The sequence below is a fragment of the Bacillus benzoevorans genome (genome assembly GCF_014207535.1).
In the GTDB taxonomy this organism is placed as follows: domain Bacteria; phylum Bacillota; class Bacilli; order Bacillales; family Cytobacillaceae; genus Bacillus_BD; species Bacillus_BD benzoevorans.
This window is the reverse complement of the sequence record NZ_JACHGK010000003.1, coordinates 1-18,149: the sequence shown is the minus strand read 5'-3', so window position 1 is coordinate 18,149 and position 18,149 is coordinate 1. Positions and strand designations below refer to the sequence as shown.

Sequence of the window (18,149 nt, the reverse complement as noted above, 5' to 3'; positions counted from 1 at the left end):
GACTGAACCATTTTGCAGCGTGTAAGCTGTATTGAATAAGTAAGGGCTGACTCAGGTTTTGGGAGTCGGTCTTTTTTAGCAGGAAAGGATGATAAAAGGTGACACAACAACATGCCAATCGTCAAAGTATTTCCAGTGACCATTTCATGATGGAAGTTTATCTCGATCCTTATAACAAACGGGTAAGGGTCGACGATTATCGCGGGAATATTTCGCAGATGATTGAAAAAGCGGAAGAGCAAGCCGCGCTGCTTCAGGCTGAAAAATTAATTGTCATTGGGCGCCGTGAAGATTTTTCTGCGTTTTTAGAACATGGTTATCTATGTGAAGCAATGGTAGACCGCTTTTTCCACGGTTCCGACGCTTACTATTTTACAAAATATTTTGTTGAAGCAAGGAAGTTGTCCCACCAATGGCTCAAGGAAGATGCTATTGTCAGAAATGTGGGCGCATTGACTAGAAACTCTGTCACCATCACTCCGCCGCAAGAATATGATTTAGTAAAAGTCAATCAGGCGGATGCGGAGAATTTAGCTGTCCTTTACAAAAAGGTGTTTCAAATATACCCTGTACCCCTGCACGATCCGGACTATATCAGAAAAACAATGGAACAAGGAACGATCTACTATGCCTATCTATTAAAGGGAAATGTCGTCAGCGCAGCGTCTGCAGAAATTAATTCGAGGTACTATCATGCAGAAATGACGGATTGTGCTACGCTTTTAGAGCACCGTAAGTTCGGTCTAATGAAGCAGCTGCTGATTAAATTGATAGAGGAGCTAGTTGAACAAGGGATATTTTGCGCCTATTCGATCGCGAGAGCACAATCGTTTGGGATGAATGCCGTATTGCATCAGCTAGGATTTGAGTATCGCGGCAGATTGCTGAATAACTGCTATATATATGACAAACTAGAGAACATGAATATGTGGATAAAGGATCTTTCATCATGCCATGGACAAAAATAAGGGGGAATTTCCGTGAAATCGTTTCTATATAAACCAGACCGCCCATGGAAGGAGATAGAATTATGGAAAAACGTAACAGAAACTGAATGGAATGATTGGATCTGGCAGTTGACCAATACGATTCGTACATTGGAAGATCTGAAAAAAGTTATCCATTTAACACCTGACGAAGAAGAAGGTGTTCGTATTTCCACAAAAACCATCCCTTTAAATATCACTCCCTATTATGCTTCATTAATGAATCCCAATCATCCAAACTGTCCAATCAGAATGCAGTCTGTACCTGTGTCAAATGAACTCTATAAAACAAAATATGACCTCGAAGACCCGCTTTATGAAGATGAGGACTCTCCCGTACCGGGATTGACCCATCGTTACCCGGACCGAGTCCTTTTTCTCGTAACCAATCAATGTTCCATGTATTGCCGCTACTGTACACGGCGCCGTTTTTCCGGCCAAATCGGCATGGGGGTGCCAAAAAAACAGTTAGATGCTGCGATTGGGTATATCCGTTCGACACCTGAGGTGCGGGATGTGTTGATTTCCGGAGGTGACGGTCTCCTCATCAACGATCAAATTTTAGAGTATATTTTACGAAATCTTCGTTCCATCGATCATGTAGAAATCATCCGTATCGGCACTAGGGCTCCTGTCGTTTTCCCGCAGCGAATCACAAAAGCTCTTTGTGCAATTTTAAAAAAGTATCATCCGGTCTGGTTAAATACCCATTTTAATACATCGATTGAAATAACAGAAGATTCGAAGAGGGCCTGTGAAATGCTGGCAGATGCCGGAGTTCCGGTAGGGAATCAATCGGTCATTTTAGCCGGCATTAATGACAGTGTTCCGATTATGAAGAGACTGATGCATGATTTAGTCAAAATCCGCGTGAGACCTTATTATATTTATCAATGTGATTTATCTGAGGGAATCAGCCATTTCCGCGCCCCCGTTGCAAAAGGATTAGAAATCATCGAAGGTCTGCGCGGACACACAAGCGGATATGCCTGTCCAACTTTTGTCATCGATGCTCCTGGAGGCGGCGGAAAGATTGCCCTGCAGCCAAACTATCTCATTTCACAAAGCGCCGAAAAGGTGGTTCTGCGTAACTTTGAGGGGGTGATCACAACCTATCCGGAACCGGAACATTATGTACCTGGAAGGGCAGAAGAGTATTTTAAAACTATTTATCCTGATCTGGATGAAAAACGTCCTGTTGTCGGAATCGCTTCCTTAATGAATGACAGTCAGTTTAATTTAGTACCGGAAGGATTGGCACGACTAAACCGCCGCGAGCAATATCAGCAAAATCCTGCGCATCAAACCTTAAAGAATAAACGAGAAAAGCGGGATGAATTAAAGGAAAAGAAATTTCAAGCACAGCAGAAAAAGAATTCACCGCCGCTAAAGGGAGATGAATAGCATGGATATTTGTCCATGGTGTGAGATTGAAAAGCTTGAATCAGTAACCGATTCGGTTTATTGGGAACTTCCCGATGGAACGAGAGCAATTGAGATTACTGATACTCCATCATACTATTGCGATAATTGCCGTGCTCTGTTTCAAAGTGATGAAGTGGTAAAAGGAATCGAAGATCAATTGTTTCTCATTGACACGAGACAGCTGGGTAATCAGACCTCTTATGATGAGCTTATGAAGATAAAACGGCTGTTGAAGCGAAATTATTTTGATTTTTGAAGGTAAAAAATGTATTCTTGCAAACATTGGGGAGGCCATCGCAGAAGCGGTGGCTTTGCGAGTTCCCCATCTAAGCTTTGAAGATGTCTGAATAAAATAACATAAATACAGCAAAATAGAGTTATCGACATGCGGAGGTAAAATGGAATGACAGTATATGTTTACCAAACATTTGACATTAAACAGGATAAATTTAAAGAAGGGATCGAAAACCTGCAGGAAATCAAAAAATATCGTAATGAAAACTATAACCATCAGGTAGATATATTAAGCCCTGTTTCCGGTCGTGATCATACATACGCACTTTTGGCCGTTTACGAAGGACTAGCCGAAATGGAATTGCAGAACAAAAAAATGTTCGAAGATGAAGAATACACGAAATTAATCAGTGAATTTTTTCTTGAAACCATTGTTCAAGGGAGTATGAATACACAGCTTTACCGTTCGATGAATGACAAAAAGGATAAGAAAGAGAAGAAAAAAGAATGAAACAGTCCTTTAATAGAAGATACAAGCCGCAATGGTTTCAGGTCCATTGCGGCTTAATTTTTTGCTGTTAATAGAAAAAAGGTTATCCGCTTCATTTCCAGACCTTTTTCTGCATAATGATGGCAGCAAGTCCGATCAGAGCTGTAAACAGCAGGCTCACAAAAAAGCCCATGCGAATACTTTCTTCCATTAATGTACCGCTGACGGCAGCCAGAATAAGGATAATTCCACTAAATGCCAGCAGCTTTCCTCCAATATTTATGGTTAAAATCTTGAGAGCGGAAATCACAATAAAGGTCCAATTGAACAAAATTAATATTCCTGCTGCAGTTGTAATGTACTCATAAATTTTCCCGGGTAACAGCAGTGCTGTTACGATGGAGGCCATTAAGCCAATGACTGCCAAAATCAATGATGTAAGCGGAAGATCCTTAAATTTCTTCAGTTTTTTCGCAAAAAGCTTTGGAGCATCACCGCTGTCGGCTAAGGTTACCAGGAGTGTTGTAACGCCAAATAAGGATGCCGTCATCGTTGAAAAACCGGCTAAAATGATTGCTGCATTAAATACATGAGGAAAAAAGGTAAATTGGTATGGGGCCAATGCTGTCACAAAAGGACTTTCCTTCGCGGAAAAAGTGCCATGTGAAGCCATAAAAACAGCAAATCCTAATGAAGAAACATAGATAACGACCAGGACGATGAGCATAATAATCCCTGCTTTAGGAGCATCTTCTTTCTTTTTCAGCCTCATGGCCATCAGCCCGATTACCTCAATTCCGCCGTAAGCATAAAAGGCATAAATCAAGGAGGACCAAAATCCTTTCCACTTTTCAGCAAACCAGGAATTTGCCCCATCAGGGATCCCGGCATGTTGAATATCTCCGTGCAGCCAACCGAACACCGCAGCAAATGCGATAATAATAAACATCACAATAGCCGCTGTTTTAATGATGGCGAGTAAATTCTCCACTTTATCAAAACCTTTGCTGCCTGTTATGACCACAATAATGGACATAATGGCATATCCGGAGGCAAAAAGCCAAAGCGGGATGTTTGGGAACCAAAATTTTGATAGAATCGAGAGGGCGGTAAGCTGGCTTCCCATAATCAGGATATTTGAACTCCAATAATTCCAGCCGCAGCTGAAGCCTGCCCAGCGGCCATAGGCCTTGCTGGCATAGTAACAGAAGGAACCGTCTTGCGGATCTTCTGCCGTCATTTGCGCCAATAAATTGTAAACAATATAGGTTCCGATGGCGGCTAATACAAAGGAAAGCACAATCGATGGACCTGTTATTTTAATTCCAATCGCTGAGCCGAGAAAGAATCCTGTACCAATTGTACAGCCGACGCCGATTAGCGACAATTGCCACCATGCTAAATTTCCCTCATCACCGCCTTTTCCTTTACTTAAAGGCATAAAAAAATCCATATCATACCTCCTCGTATCTGTTCATTATCATTCGAAACACGATTGTATTTTATGTATAAGAAACTTTAACAGGCTAATGCCATTTTTAGATAAGGATAATTCTAAGCAGAACGGTTCATATTAAAGTTGTTGTGATTTCTAAAGTCCTATCGGGTTTCAGAATAGAATAAATAAAAAGGCGTGTCAGCGATGGAACATATTGAAAACATATTACCTGTCAAGTCTCAAAAAAGTGCAAAAAGTAATTCCAAAAATAAGCCAAGCAATCAGAAATGGGCCGTTTTGTCTATTTCATCGATTCCCCTGGTTATGACACTTGGAAATTCTATGTTAATTCCAGTTTTGACCATGATGGAGGAACAACTGGGGATTACTTCTTTTCAGGCGAGTATGATCATCACTGTCTATTCGGTGGTTGCCATCTTTTTTATTCCAATTGCCGGATTATTATCGGATCATATTGGAAGGAAAAAAGTCATAATTCCTAGTTTAATCATTACAGGACTTGGAGGGCTCATGTCAGGATGGGCCGGCTGGAAAATGGATGATCCTTATTGGATGATCTTAATAGGGAGGGTGCTGCAGGGCATAGGAGCTGCGGGAGCATTCCCGATCGTTTTACCGCTTATAGGGGATATGTTTAAGACGGACGAGGAAGTGAGCAGTTCTTTAGGGCTTATTGAAACATCGAATACGTTAGGCAAAGTCCTAAGTCCAATATTGGGATCGTTTTTGGCGGGATTCATTTGGTTTATCCCTTTTCTGTCCATTCCCATTTTTTGTTTTATTTCTATTATACTCATGTTTTTCTTAGTGAAAACTCCGAACAAAAGGGAAGAGCCGATTCCGTTTAAAACTTTTTTACAAAGTATAAAGAAAATATTTAAACATAACTGGAAATGGCTGTCCGCTGTATTCATGGTGGGCATCATTTTAATGTTTGTCCTGTTCGCAGTATTATTTTACTTGTCTGATGTATTAGAAAAAGTCTATCATATAAAAAACGTGAAAAAAGGTCTTTTACTGGCGATCCCGCTGGGCGGGCTTTGTCTTGCTTCCTATATGACAGGTAAATTGATTAAAGAAAATAAAGTACTTATGAAATGGCTGACCTTTGGCGGAATCATGGTGTTAGCCGCCTCTATTGCCACATTGAGTTTTTCTCGAGCCATGTGGTTTATGCTTACGTTGTTTGTTTTAGGCGGGATAGGGATCGGGGTAGGACTGCCGTGCCTGGATGCCCTTATTACCTCAGGAATTGAAAAAGAGCAAAGGGGTACCGTATCTTCTATTTACAGTTCTATGCGCTTTGTTGGTGTGGCTGCAGGGCCGCCTGTGATGGCCGTTATGATGAAAAATATGGATAAATCCATTTTTTATGTTTTAACCGCCCTAAGCCTATTAGCCGCTATTGGTACATTAAAAGCAATAAAGCCTGAAGAAGGATAAGCTGTTCCTCTTATGCTGCTATGTTATTCTGTTTCGCTTTTAGCTTGAAAATAACACTTTTGCGGCCTGCATGGCAAAATAAACCCCAAACCCAATGAGTGACAACCCTGATAATCTGGAGATGATGATCAGGGTTGGTTTGGTTAAGATCCTGCGAAAAGTACTGGAGACTAATGCCATAGAAAAATCCCAGCAGAGAATGCCGATAAAAATGGCCAGGCTGTAGAAAACAATATGATAAAAATCGTATTTTGCTGCCGTGTTTGCTAGAATCGATCCATAAATTCCGAGCCAGAACAAGATCGTTAATGGGTTTGATATGGACATCACAAAACCTGATATAAAGGAGGAAAGTGGGGACTCCCGCGCGTATCTTACATCTAAATCTAATTTTCCTGCATTGACCATTCCCTCTATTCCCGTGTAGGTCAGCACAAAAAAGCCAAAAAGCCATAAAAAGGTTTTCATAAAGGGAATTTCCAAGAAATGAACCACTCCAAAAAAGACAAGAAGCATATAGACGGCATCTGCGGCTAAGGCACCCCAGCCCAAAATCCAGGCATGCCAAAACCCCTGCTTAATCCCTTTATCAAGCTGTGCTGCATTTATAGGGCCGATAGGTGCCGCAAGTGACAAACCTAAAAAGATATAGCTCAAGAAAATGCTCAATCCCTGCTCCCCTCTCTGTTGGATTCTTTTTTAAATGTATTCACACAGATAAACTTGTACTACTATTTTCTATGCTAAATTTCATTCTTATAAAAAGCACAGAAACTTCTATCCTAAATATCTCTGCTTTAGAAGCTTAGGAATATTATTCTAATAATCGCACAACCTAACAATGTTCTACCTTAAGAATTAAGTCGTATGAGGTGTCAGGATTGCTTCCACAAAAAAGAAGAAAAGAGCGGCGGCTAATCGTTTTGGCTTTGTTCGCCATTGCCATATTTGTCTCCCCCTTATTTATTCTTGGGGAAAATGCCCATATTCGGGTCCATGATAATTTGGATTCCAATTTATCCTGGTACAAAGTATTGGCAGACAGCGGTCAATTAGCCGGGCCGATAAATGCAACGATTGAACAGATCATGAATGGGAACTTATCCCGTAATGCTTTTGGAACGGAGTTTAGTTTAATTGTTTGGCTCTATGCCCTTTTCCCAACCATGACAGCCTATGCTTTAAGCCAAACGATAACAAGAGTTACCGCATTTTTTGGGATGTATCTCCTGCTGAAAACGCATTTCCTCAAAGGGGAGGGCTGGGAGTTTGTCAATATCAGTACAGCGCTCGCTCTGGCATTTACGCCATTCTGGCCTTCCGGAATGCTGAGTACACTTGGAATGCCTCTGGCCTTATGGGCATTCTTAAATATCCGTAATGGGAAAAAAGCATGGAAAAATTACCTGGTATTGACTCTCTTGCCATTCTATTCAAGTATCGTGCTGGGTTTTTTCTTTTTCCTTAGTGCGATGGGGATATTTTGGCTTAGCGGATGTTTAAGGGGCAAAGGGTGGAACCTGCGCTTTCTAATCTCTATTGCCTATATGACAATAGTCTATTTTATGGTTGAATACAGGCTTGTCTATTCCTTTTTATTTGACGATGAGCCAAACAGCAGGGATGAATATTTTCATGCCCGCCTAACGTTTGAACACTCGTTGCGGCTGACGTTAAAAAATTTTATCTGGGGGCATCATCATGCAGCGACGATTCATACAATGGTCATTCTTCCAGTCATTCTACTCGCGTTTTATCTGATTATAAGGAAAAACCTTTGGAGGCAGGAGCACCGTTTTGTCTTTTTATTTATTCTTAATTTTGTTTTATCGCTATGGTATGCTTTTTGGTTTTATAAAGGCTGGCTGCCGTTGACAGAGCGTTACCATTTTCTCGATACCTTTAACTTGGCACGATATCACTTTTTAAGGCCGCTTATCATCTATATCTTGTTTGCGTTAGCATTGAAAACTTTTTTCACGCAAGGGAATTTATGGAGAAAAGCAGTTCCAATCTTAGCAGTATCACAAATAATTATCGTTTCTTTTTATAATGAAGAAATTTTGTTCCGAAATAAACCAACTGTAAAGCAGTTTTATGCTGAGGAACAGTTTCTAGAAATTAAAAATTATATTTCACTTCCGCAGAAAGAATATCGTGTAGCAAGCATCGGCCTCCATCCGTCCATATCCCAATATAACGGGTTCTATACATTGGATACCTATAATAATTTTTATCCGTTAAGTTATAAATACCAATTCAGGAAAATAATCGCCAAAGAATTAGAAAAAAATAAAACCATTCGCACCTATTTTGATGAATGGGGCGGGCGCTGTTATCTTTTTTCAGCTGAATTAGGCAAACATTATATGTTTAAGAAAAACACCAAGAAGAGGCTGGAAAATCTTGAATTAAATATGGAGGCTTTCAAAGAAATGGGGGGGCGCTATATTTTTTCAAGTGTGCCGATTGACAACGCTGCTGAAAACAGTCTGATTTTGGATCATATATTCGAATCAGACAGCTCCGTATGGAAAATCTACCTTTATCAAACGATCTAGCATCCAGGAGGAAAACATCATGGAAAATCCAGTGCTAACAATTGTCGTTCCCTGTTACAACGAAGAAGAAGTACTCCCGGAAACGATTTTGCAGTTAACGCATTTTTTAAGTGGGCTTAGAGATGAGGGCCTCGTTTCTAAGAAAAGTAAAATTCTTTTTGTCGATGACGGCAGCAGAGATCAAACATGGCACATTATTTACAAAAAAAGTTTAAATGAGGAAATGGTCCGCGGATTGAAACTATCAAGAAATGTTGGACATCAGAACGCTTTGCTGGCAGGTTTATCTACAGCAAAGGGAGCGTCCGATTGCGTGATTTCAATCGATGCCGACCTTCAGGATGATATCCAAGCAATGAGGGAATTTATTTTGAAATTCCGCGAAGGTTATGAAATTGTTTACGGTGTCAGGAGAAAGCGGGATCGTGACACCATGTTCAAAAAGTATACGGCACAAGGCTTTTATTTATTAATGCAAAAAATGGGAGTAAACCTGGTCTATAATCATGCAGATTTTCGCCTGATGAGTAAAAGGGCGCTTGCGGAGTTAGAACGTTTTGAAGAAGTAAATCTCTTTTTACGCGGAATCGTTCCATTGATCGGCTTTAGATCGACAAGTATTTACTATGATAGAAAGGAAAGAATGGCAGGTGCAACTAAATATCCATTAAAAAAGATGCTTGCTTTTTCCTTTGAAGGCATCACTTCCTTTTCTGTTACACCCATTCGTTGTGTACTGCTGCTGGGTTTTCTATCCTTTTTTATAAGTCTGTTATTTGGTTCCTATTTCCTTGGGTTAAAATTCCTCGGACATACGGAGATTGGCTGGACATCTATCATTACTTCGATTTGGCTCATTGGCGGTTTGCAGCTAATCGCGATTGGTCTTGTCGGGGAATACATAGGAAAAATATATAAAGAGACAAAACGCCGTCCAAAATATGTGATCGACTTGGATACCTTCAATCTGCCAGTGCCCCGTCCTATCATCCATGCAGGAGGCAGTGAAATGGAACTCTATCACAGGGATATGGGAAAATTATCAGAGACGAACTAATTCTTTTTTGCCCTTTTAATGAAAGAAATTCCAGGTGCCAAATTAATAGTAATGCATTTTTTTCCATAAAAAACAGTGCATTCATCACGAACGATCTGAGAATGATATACATGTGCTTTAATGAAAGGTGGCACCAATTTTATGAATATCATTAGGAGGATTACAATGGGTATCTTAAGTGGAAATCCAAAAGATGAACCGATGCATTACGGGGAAGTATTTGGAGCATGGTCCTATCTGTTAACGGTGAAAGGATTAATTGCAGGTTATCAAACTCAGTTGAATCATGCTGGTGATGAAGATTTACAAAAATTACTAATAGAAGCCATAGAAGGCGGGCAGCAGGAAGTTAGACAAATAGAAGCCTTGTTAAAGGAAAATGAAGTAGTGCTGCCTCCAACACCTCCTGAAAGGCCTAAAGCATGTTTAGATGAAATCCCGGCAGGGGCCAGGTTTCAGGATCCGGAAATTGCTGCTATCCTTTCCATGAATATTTCGTCTGGTTTAGTAGCCTGCAGTGCGATCATGGGGCAGTCTATTCGTGAAGATATTGCGATGATGTTTGGCCAGTTTCATTTAGCAAAAGCAACGCTTGGAGCTAAAGTTTTAAGGATGAACAAAGAAAAAGGCTGGCTCGTGCCTCCACCTCTGCATCTAAGTAAGGCAGGAGTATGCTAATATAGTTAGAAATGTAGGAGCTGGGTATACCCCTGCTCCTATTTTGCAGTAAGTTCACAAAAACTTCACACTTATTTCACAAAACCATTTCCTCCTATCTTTATAATGAAAACAAAGAGATAGAATTATTTGCACAACTAACAGGGGGATTTGAAAATGGAATTAGTTATTATGATCATGTTAGCGCTTGCCATGGTCGTTTTGTTTTTCTGTGGATATTATGCTGGAGTAATTAAAGAAAAGTATGGGAAAAACTGGATTTCCGCTGTACCAATTACAGTAGCTATTCTAATGTTTAATATTATTTGGGCACTTACTGAAATGGCAAAATCAGATCGTTTTCAATAATTTCTTTTTTTAGCAGCTCAGGCTTCTGGGTTGCTTTTTTTCTTGTTTTTTATCATAGTGGTACTATAAAAAAACGATAAAGTATCACAGCTTTACAAAGAAAAATTGTTTTGGTAATGGAGGAGGATAAGTATGGCAAAATCATTTTATCATTTTTTAATGAAATATCGTCACCCAGGAGCGAAAGATGAAATTAGTATGTTCGCCAATGAAGCCTATCTCGATCATGGATTTCCGAAAACAGCTTCAAACTATGATCAATTGAGCTCATACCTGGAGTTTAATGGCCACTATCTGCCCAATATGAGGATTTTTGATGATGTGTGGGAACTTTATTTACAGCATGAACGTTCTTGAAGATGAGGATACTTTCTATTTCTCTTCCATGTTGATACAGGTGAAAATTTCTTGCCTTGAAAATGTTATGTGTTCAGTCCGTATTGGCTTTCCATGCATATAATATCTCAACAACATTTCACGGCTTCGTCATTGGGGAGAGGGATGATATGGGAAGAAGGAAAAAGGCCAAATACAATATCGGAGACACAGTTGTCATTACCATTTATGGAACCGTTGGCAAAGTAACAGACGTTAATTTTCTATTTTTATTGGAAAGAAAATCTGGTATCATTCATGTAAAGAATAGGGGTGATACAGTATGGCATTAGCAGCTATTTACTTGCGATTATCAAGAAATGAAGAACAACTAAACATCGATGAAATTCTTACAAATCATCGAAGGGCTTTGATTAAACTCGCTGAACAACATAAACTCACGTATGACATTTATCAGGAAATTTCATCGGGGATTAAGACCGACAGACTGCAGCTAAATTCGCTTCTGAATAGTTTGGATGAATATGACTATTTACTGGTTATGGATATAGACAGAATTTCACGTGATAATGCATATGCTGAGCAGGTTAAGACTTTACTTATTGCTCATGACATCAAAATATTGACTCCACAAGGTGGAATTGATTTAACTCAAGAAAGTAACGAAATGCTGTACTCATTCCAGGCAATGTTGGCAAACTTTGAATACAAACAAATCCGTAAAAGGTTGGGCCGAGGTCGATTAGCAGCAGCGGAACAAGGCAGATGGGTAATGAGTAATAAAGCTCCGTTAGGATATGAAAAGGACGAAAATCAAAAGTTGATAGTAGTTGAAGAGGAAGCAAAAATAATTAGACAAATTTTTCAAAAGACAAAGGAAAGAGTTAGTGCAAATGAAATTGCTAAACAGCTAGACACATTAGGGTGGAGGAGTAGAAGCGGTAAAGTATTGACCACTTCTCATATTTCTGCCATCAGAAAAAATGTTGTTTATTACGGGGTAGTGCAGGCTTGTAGACGAGTAAATAAAAGAGTGGTTGATGAAGTATTTATTGAAAATGCTCATGAACCAATTGTAAGTAAACAGGATTTCCTAGAAGTACAGAAATTATTAGAGGAAAATAAGCAAGGTAATTATTTTAATAAAAAATCAGTTACAAGGAAGCTCCAGAACCTACTCTATTGTAATTGTTGTGGAAGAAAAAGATATCTTCAGCTAGATGGTAATGGGACAAATTACATCAAGTCTTGTTACTATAAAATCAGTAATAATACTTGTAGAGATAGGGGACACAAGTATCTCCCAGTGGAAGAATTTGTGATAAGTAAAGTAAAAGAGAGGAAAAAGGATTTTGAACATGTCTTAGAGAAGATGAAATCCTTAGATACGACAGATGAAGCAAATAAACTCATTAAACAGAATGATTCATTAGAGAAACAGTTAGAAAAGTTTTATAACAGACAAAAAAATCTGAAAATAATGAGGATGGATGGAGAAATAAATAAGAGCGAATTTCTTGAAATGAGTGAAGAAAACGAGGAGCAAATCAAAAAGGTTAAACAACAAATTGAATTAGTTAACATTCAATTAGAAAATTTGAATAGCAATGATGAAGTACAACGAAGATTAGAAATCAATATTAAAACATTAGAAGAGATAGAGACACTTGAGCCTGAAGATTGTAATACTTTCCTTAAGACATTTATAAAAAAAATCTGGTTCTCAACTAATACAGTAGCAAATCATAATACAAAAAGAGAAGCTCCTGACGTCACGATTGAAATTGATTGGCTCTAATCTGTTAAGATTTACATTACTGCGGGCAAACTATAAAAATACTATTCATATGAATATCATCAAAAGAACACTTCAAATATAAATAAAACAGGCTGTATAGATTACCTTTTAATAATCTAAAAGCCTGTTTTATTTTTTATAGCCTTTAGCCCTTATAAGAGTATATTTTCTGATGCCGTTTATGTCTTTAACTTATTTGTTTCGAACAGCTGTAAAGCATGTTAATTTGCCTTCTGCCGTATTTTTTCGGTCGGCCTTCCCGAAGTCCGGACTTTGTATTGCAACCGCCTTGCTCTATTGTGTATGTTTACTATCATATCTCTTTCGAACTATGCAAATGCAAACATAGCACTTAATATCAGCCACTCAATTGGAGTATCTTCTACTAGGCCTATATTCAATACATGAAACCTTTCTCTCTTTCTCGAATAGTTCTTTAATTGTGTTTATGCCGTCTGCTGTTGTCCAGGCAAATCGATCAAGCTAAGTGACAACTATTTGTGTCACCCGCTTTTAATACATTCAATAATAAAATCTTGTATGTTTGAAAAATTCGGGATTTTAATCAAACTATTTCACAGAAAGACCATCTCGTATGAAATGGTCTTTCTTAATCCGCTTATCTAATAACATCATAATCATGTATCCAACCAATATAATCTTTACCAGCATAATCAATTTCAACTTTATATCTTATAAATTCCAAATTTCCCATTGGATAATTTTTCACTTCTAATATTAAAGCATCCGTTGGTTGTGATACTGATAAAATAATATCTTCACTATTCCAAGACTTACTATGAATGGAGACATCCCCGACAAATTCCACTATTGATCCTTTTTTATTACCTTGCTTTGGATTAAAATACGTTTCAGAAAAATCTATATTCATTTCATAGTTGTTCAATGGAACCTTCTCATTTGCCTTTTCCCAATCCCCATAAGGTGCAAAGACACTTCGTGCCGCACTATATGTTTGTTTCATAGCATCATCTTCTCTATAAGCAAAAATTGTTATCGCATTTGGTTGACTATATTCATTGTAAATTATTTCAGTTGCAGCTTTAAGATTATTCTCCAGTTCTCCTTTAGATAATCCCAATGGAACCGTAATGTCTGCAACAATTCTTTCTGCTCCCGCAAGACTTACATCCCTTTTGTCAAAGAAGGAGAATACAGGAGTAAAATGATTTGGAACATAAAATATATTATATTCACTTTCATTTGTCTGCTGATTATTTAGTGTGTTAATAATTGTGTACTTATCGTTTTGTTTAACTAATTCTAAAGAATTTTGTTTAAAAGCACCCTCCCAAAAACTGGAGTTTGAAGTTCCTGAAAGAAATTTATCTACAGCATTCGTAAAGGCACTTGGAATGGTTTTAGTATGTGCTAGCCATATAACTACTTTTAAATAAGTTAGCATCATGCCTCTTTTTTCAAGTTCTTCATGATTTTCATCATCAAGATGAAAATCTGTATCCGGGCTATTCATATCCACTTCATAGGCTCCCTTCCAAGAATTCAAAAATCCATTCATAATGGCTTCGAATTCATTTGGAGTTACTAAAGGATCAGATAATATAGGATCCAATTCTAAAGACATAGCCATTGAGGTTCTAAAGCTATTATCATTTTTTAAATTGCTATAACTCATAGCCAAATAATAATAAAGTTCAGCATCCTTTTCTTGCCCAAGTGAAACAGCCTTATTTAATGCTTCAATAGTTTTTTCATATTCTTGGTTGTTAAAGTAAGTCAAACCTTTCTCCTTAAAAACCTCTGCTTTTTCTTTATTTAAGGAACTATCTATTGTTTCAGTTCCTACTTCTTCTGTTACTGTTCGACTTTCAGTAGATTCAATGAGAATAACCCCTAATACTACAATAATAAAACAGATCCCTGCTCCCTGAAATCTGTGTTTAGCCGTACCATCACGTTTAAATAAGCCTATAAAGGCCATTGTCAGAAGAAAAAGAGTAACTATTATTACTAATCCAAGGGTTCCTCTAATATTATCTTCTAAGAAATTATCTGGTAGAATTATAAGTAAAATTAATATTCCAGCCCATATAAATCTCTTTTTAGCTGTACCATTATGTTTAAATAATCCAATGATAGCCATTAATACTAAAACAAAAGTCGCTAAAGTAAATATCACATCGATTCTGCTCATTGTTTCCCCCCTATATATCCTGAGAACTATCAATAAATGAATTATAACAATAATTGTACTTTTCGAAAGATTTAATTTTGTAAAAGGAGTAGCTATCTGAGTATAAAATGATGTTGGCAACACCCATTAATTATCGAACATTTGGAATTGAACATGACCTAAAAATCATAGAAAATCAAAAAAAGGTGATACATATTTTTCTGTATAATATGTACCACCTTTTTATTTCTTGTTTGATAACCGCAAATCCTTGCTGCAAGATATGGCCCGGTTGGGGAATAGCATCCATATCACAACTCATATGTTATGACCAATAAAGTTTTGTAATAATAACACCATAGTTGATATTTACTAAATTATTTAGTAAATTATACTTGACGGAATAATCAAATAATTTGGTAAATAGATAACTAAAAGGAGGCAATAAGATATGCGGGTTCCTGAACATTTACAACATAAGCCAATAATAGGAGTGGATAACTATGAAGGGTTTGATGGTATGCACTCTAATATTACTGATGCAAAAGCACTGTCAATAGGTAAATCTCAATGGGATGAAAATGAGATGGCAGCAAAAGTATGGAGACACACAACAGGAGATGATACTGGTAAGTGGAGCAGACAAAGTGAAGAATTGCCTTTGCATAGAGTTCTCGATTTATCTATTTTGATTGCTTCAATTTATAGTATGGATGGTGAAACTTTTCCTGTAACTTCTTTAAATGAAGTCATCATAAATCCATCTGAATATAACAAGCTAAAGGAATTTCTTAATAAAAATAAAAGACATTTGCAACCAAGATTTAGTGAGCTAAAAAAGTTATTAGAAAAAATGGATATATAAATTACAGGGTATAGCCAACTTTATGGGGTTGATTGTACCCTTTTTACATATGTAGAATATGGTTCTATCGATGTTATCGAGATTGGTGCTGTATCTTAGGTTATAACCTCGATTACTTACAAAAAAAGCCGATTTCCAAAATAGGGAATCGGGCTTTTAAAAAATATTCTTCAACTAATGCTCCGTTATTTTAAATTATTTATTTACTCCTTTTTTAATTCGTTTTAAGTCAATGATAAGCCACACTATGATAGATATAAGTAGTACAACACCGATTGTTATTAATGTATTTTTTCTGAATTGTGCCTTCTTTTGTTGTTCCTGTTTATTTAAATATTCTTGATAAAATAAAATCGTCTGTACGATAGTGAGGTTGTTTTGTTCGGCTGTTTGCCGAATCAGTTCCTTTTCGTCTTCATCTAAGGTTTCCCAAATTAAATAAGCACTAAAGACATTTTCCTCATTAGGAAAATCATACTTTTGCCTATGACAATGATAACGGCCGGTTGAATGATCTGTATGACATCCGTTTGAATCTGTATTACCACTATGGGCAAAAACGAGAGTGACAGACGATAATAAAAAAATGAGAGAACTCAGTAATACCTTTACATTTCTCTTATTCATATATTATTACTATTTCCTTTTGTGAATTAAATATAATTATTTTTGTATCAATATCCAAAAGACTGTTAAACTTTTGTTCAGAAATTAGTGGCACTTTTCAGAAAGGCTTATTTGCTCGTTTGCTCTGTCAATGTGTATAGGCTTTGTTTTTACATAGTAAGAATTATGTCAGGAATTTGTTTGTTTATGATTATCAATGGTTGTACAGAAACTAATTTGGTATATTAAAGTTAGGTTAATTTACATATTACGGAATAACATCTCAGGAGGTTTCCATATGACTTTAAAAGCAGATATAAATTTCACATCTGATTTATTTGATGCAGCAAATAAACTTCGGGGCAGTGTGGCTCCATCACAATATAAAAACTTTGTACTACCGCTCATATTTCTTCGTTATCTTTCACTTCGTTATGAAAAACGTAGATCAGAACTTGAACAATTAGTAAGGGATCCAAAAAGTGATTGGTATATGGAAGATAAGGAAATGAGGGAAGTGATACTGGAGGATGAGGATCAGTACCGTTCTGAGCGGGTCTATATTCTTCCAAGCGAAGCACAATGGTCCCATATTGTTTCTAATGCAAAGCAGCCAACCATAAAGAAAATTTTAGACGATGCTATGAAGCTAATAGAAGATGCTAATCCGGAATTAGATGGTGTATTACCTCGGAACATATATCAAGCCAGTAATATTCCTGCGGAAAGTATAGCCGGTCTTATTGAGATTTTTTCAAGAGATGTATTTGGAGGGAGTTACTCCGATTCAGTCGATGTTTTAGGAGCAACGTACATATATTTTATTTCGGAGTTTGCCTCTAGTGAGGGACAAAGGGGTGGTGAGTTCTTTACACCTGCTTCCATTGTAAAACTCCTAGTTGCTATGCTAGAGCCAATTTCAGGTACATTGTTCGATCCCGCTTGCGGAAGTGGAGGAATGTTTGTTCAATCTGAGGATTACACTCCAAATAAACATTCTTTATCCTTTCATGGCCAAGAAAACGTGGATATGACATTACGTCTAGGAAAGATGAACGTGCTCATGCACGGAATAAATGCAGATATTAAGCTCGGTAACTCCTTACTTGATGACAAATTCCTAATCAAACATGAGGATGGTTCTTTCGAGCCGATGCAGTTCGATTATGTTATTGCAAATCCACCATTTAACCTAAAGGATTGGGGAGCAGACCGAATATCTAAACAGGATCCTCGTTTGATTGTCGAATATGATAAAGCATTAAACAATAGCAATGCAAACTATATGTGGATGCAACATTTCTTGTGGCACTTAGCACCAGGCGGTACAGCCGGATATGTTATGGCTAATGGTGCAATGACGACTAATACTTCAGGAGAAAAAGAAGTACGTCAGCAATTAATAGAAGATAATTATGTAGATTGTGTAGTTCAGCTTCCAGAAAAACTTTTTTATGGAACACCAATACCTTGTAGCTTGTTCTTTTTAAGTAAGAATAGAAAGGGAGAAAATGGGTACAGAGCTCGAGAAGATGAGTTTTTATTTATTGATGTACGGAAGAAAGGAACGTTGTTAAGTCGAAAACAGAAGATACTTATACAAGAAGAAATAATGGATAGGCTACACTTAACTGGACAGAAAAATTAAGGTGCAAGTAGACTAAGAGCCAAGTTTGGATATAATGCTAAACAGGCATAAAGGATCGAA

18 protein-coding genes are annotated in these 18,149 nt (G+C 37.5%); 14 read left to right on the top strand and 4 right to left on the bottom strand.

Going from position 1 to position 18,149, the window contains the following annotated elements; translation table 11 throughout:
• Window positions 1-98 precede the first annotated feature (98 nt).
• The 4 genes from ablB (at window position 99) to HNR53_RS05715 (ending at window position 3,156) form a co-directional block, all read left to right on the top strand.
• Window positions 99-968: a putative beta-lysine N-acetyltransferase gene (gene ablB / locus HNR53_RS05730; protein ID WP_343065283.1), complete on the top strand. Its 870-nt coding sequence runs from the start codon at window positions 99-101 to the stop codon at window positions 966-968.
• A 12-nt stretch (window positions 969-980) separates the two neighbouring features.
• Window positions 981-2,390, top strand: coding sequence for a lysine 2,3-aminomutase (gene kamA / locus HNR53_RS05725; protein ID WP_184523786.1), 1,410 nt, complete (start codon window positions 981-983; stop codon window positions 2,388-2,390).
• A gap of 1 nt (window position 2,391) precedes the next feature.
• Window positions 2,392-2,667: a YokU family protein gene (locus HNR53_RS05720; protein ID WP_184523784.1), complete on the top strand. Its 276-nt coding sequence runs from the start codon at window positions 2,392-2,394 to the stop codon at window positions 2,665-2,667.
• Between the two features lie 147 nt (window positions 2,668-2,814).
• Window positions 2,815-3,156 carry a hypothetical protein gene (locus tag HNR53_RS05715; RefSeq protein ID WP_184523782.1) on the top strand — a complete coding sequence of 114 codons (342 nt, stop codon included), beginning with the start codon at window positions 2,815-2,817 and terminating at the stop codon, window positions 3,154-3,156.
• Between the two features lie 91 nt (window positions 3,157-3,247).
• Here HNR53_RS05715 and HNR53_RS05710 read toward each other — a convergent pair whose 3' ends face one another.
• The gene (locus HNR53_RS05710; RefSeq protein WP_184523780.1) at window positions 3,248-4,588 is read right to left on the bottom strand and encodes an amino acid permease; all 1,341 of its coding nucleotides are present in this window, start codon (window positions 4,586-4,588) and stop codon (window positions 3,248-3,250) included.
• A gap of 189 nt (window positions 4,589-4,777) precedes the next feature.
• On the opposite strand from HNR53_RS05710, the gene bcbE reads away from it, so the two are divergent.
• Window positions 4,778-6,037 carry a bacillibactin exporter BcbE gene (gene bcbE, locus HNR53_RS05705; RefSeq protein ID WP_184523778.1) on the top strand — a complete coding sequence of 420 codons (1,260 nt, stop codon included), beginning with the start codon at window positions 4,778-4,780 and terminating at the stop codon, window positions 6,035-6,037.
• 39 nt (window positions 6,038-6,076) lie between these two features.
• On the opposite strand, the gene HNR53_RS05700 is transcribed toward bcbE, so the two are convergent.
• Window positions 6,077-6,706 (bottom strand): LysE family transporter, encoded by a 630-nt coding sequence (locus HNR53_RS05700; RefSeq protein WP_184523776.1) that lies wholly within the window; start codon window positions 6,704-6,706, stop codon window positions 6,077-6,079.
• 212 nt (window positions 6,707-6,918) lie between these two features.
• Between HNR53_RS05700 and HNR53_RS05695 the strand changes: the two genes are divergently transcribed.
• From HNR53_RS05695 to HNR53_RS05665, 7 genes are all read left to right on the top strand, one after another.
• On the top strand, window positions 6,919-8,598 hold the full coding sequence (locus HNR53_RS05695) for a DUF6044 family protein (RefSeq protein ID WP_184523774.1): 1,680 nt from the start codon (window positions 6,919-6,921) through the stop codon (window positions 8,596-8,598).
• Window positions 8,599-8,617: 19 nt separating this feature from the next.
• Entirely contained in the window at window positions 8,618-9,655 is a 1,038-nt protein-coding gene (locus HNR53_RS05690) for a glycosyltransferase family 2 protein (RefSeq protein WP_184523772.1), read from the top strand.
• Between the two features lie 165 nt (window positions 9,656-9,820).
• Entirely contained in the window at window positions 9,821-10,333 is a 513-nt protein-coding gene (locus HNR53_RS05685; RefSeq protein WP_184523770.1) for a DUF3231 family protein, read from the top strand.
• Between the two features lie 156 nt (window positions 10,334-10,489).
• The gene (locus HNR53_RS05680) at window positions 10,490-10,681 is read left to right on the top strand and encodes a hypothetical protein (RefSeq protein ID WP_184523768.1); all 192 of its coding nucleotides are present in this window, start codon (window positions 10,490-10,492) and stop codon (window positions 10,679-10,681) included.
• Window positions 10,682-10,813: 132 nt separating this feature from the next.
• A complete protein-coding gene (locus HNR53_RS05675) occupies window positions 10,814-11,038 on the top strand; it encodes a YozE family protein (RefSeq protein WP_184523766.1) in 225 nt (74 codons plus the stop codon).
• Window positions 11,039-11,187: 149 nt separating this feature from the next.
• Window positions 11,188-11,349, top strand: a complete 162-nt coding sequence (locus HNR53_RS05670) for a hypothetical protein (RefSeq protein ID WP_184523764.1) — start codon at window positions 11,188-11,190, stop codon at window positions 11,347-11,349.
• Window positions 11,340-12,815: a recombinase family protein gene (locus HNR53_RS05665; RefSeq protein WP_184523762.1), complete on the top strand. Its 1,476-nt coding sequence runs from the start codon at window positions 11,340-11,342 to the stop codon at window positions 12,813-12,815. Before HNR53_RS05670 ends, HNR53_RS05665 begins: the two co-directional genes overlap by 10 nt.
• A gap of 619 nt (window positions 12,816-13,434) precedes the next feature.
• On the opposite strand, the gene HNR53_RS05660 is transcribed toward HNR53_RS05665, so the two are convergent.
• Complete coding sequence (locus tag HNR53_RS05660) at window positions 13,435-14,991, bottom strand: tetratricopeptide repeat protein (RefSeq protein ID WP_184523760.1); 1,557 nt, start codon at window positions 14,989-14,991, stop codon at window positions 13,435-13,437.
• A gap of 430 nt (window positions 14,992-15,421) precedes the next feature.
• Here HNR53_RS05660 and HNR53_RS05655 point away from each other — a divergent pair, with 430 nt between their 5' ends.
• On the top strand, window positions 15,422-15,835 hold the full coding sequence (locus HNR53_RS05655; protein ID WP_184523758.1) for a DUF6530 family protein: 414 nt from the start codon (window positions 15,422-15,424) through the stop codon (window positions 15,833-15,835).
• Window positions 15,836-16,030: 195 nt separating this feature from the next.
• On the opposite strand, the gene HNR53_RS05650 is transcribed toward HNR53_RS05655, so the two are convergent.
• Window positions 16,031-16,462: a YHYH domain-containing protein gene (locus tag HNR53_RS05650; RefSeq protein WP_184523756.1), complete on the bottom strand. Its 432-nt coding sequence runs from the start codon at window positions 16,460-16,462 to the stop codon at window positions 16,031-16,033.
• 277 nt (window positions 16,463-16,739) lie between these two features.
• Here HNR53_RS05650 and HNR53_RS05645 point away from each other — a divergent pair, with 277 nt between their 5' ends.
• Window positions 16,740-18,089 (top strand): type I restriction-modification system subunit M, encoded by a 1,350-nt coding sequence (locus HNR53_RS05645; RefSeq protein WP_184523754.1) that lies wholly within the window; start codon window positions 16,740-16,742, stop codon window positions 18,087-18,089.
• Window positions 18,090-18,149: the final 60 nt, after the last annotated feature.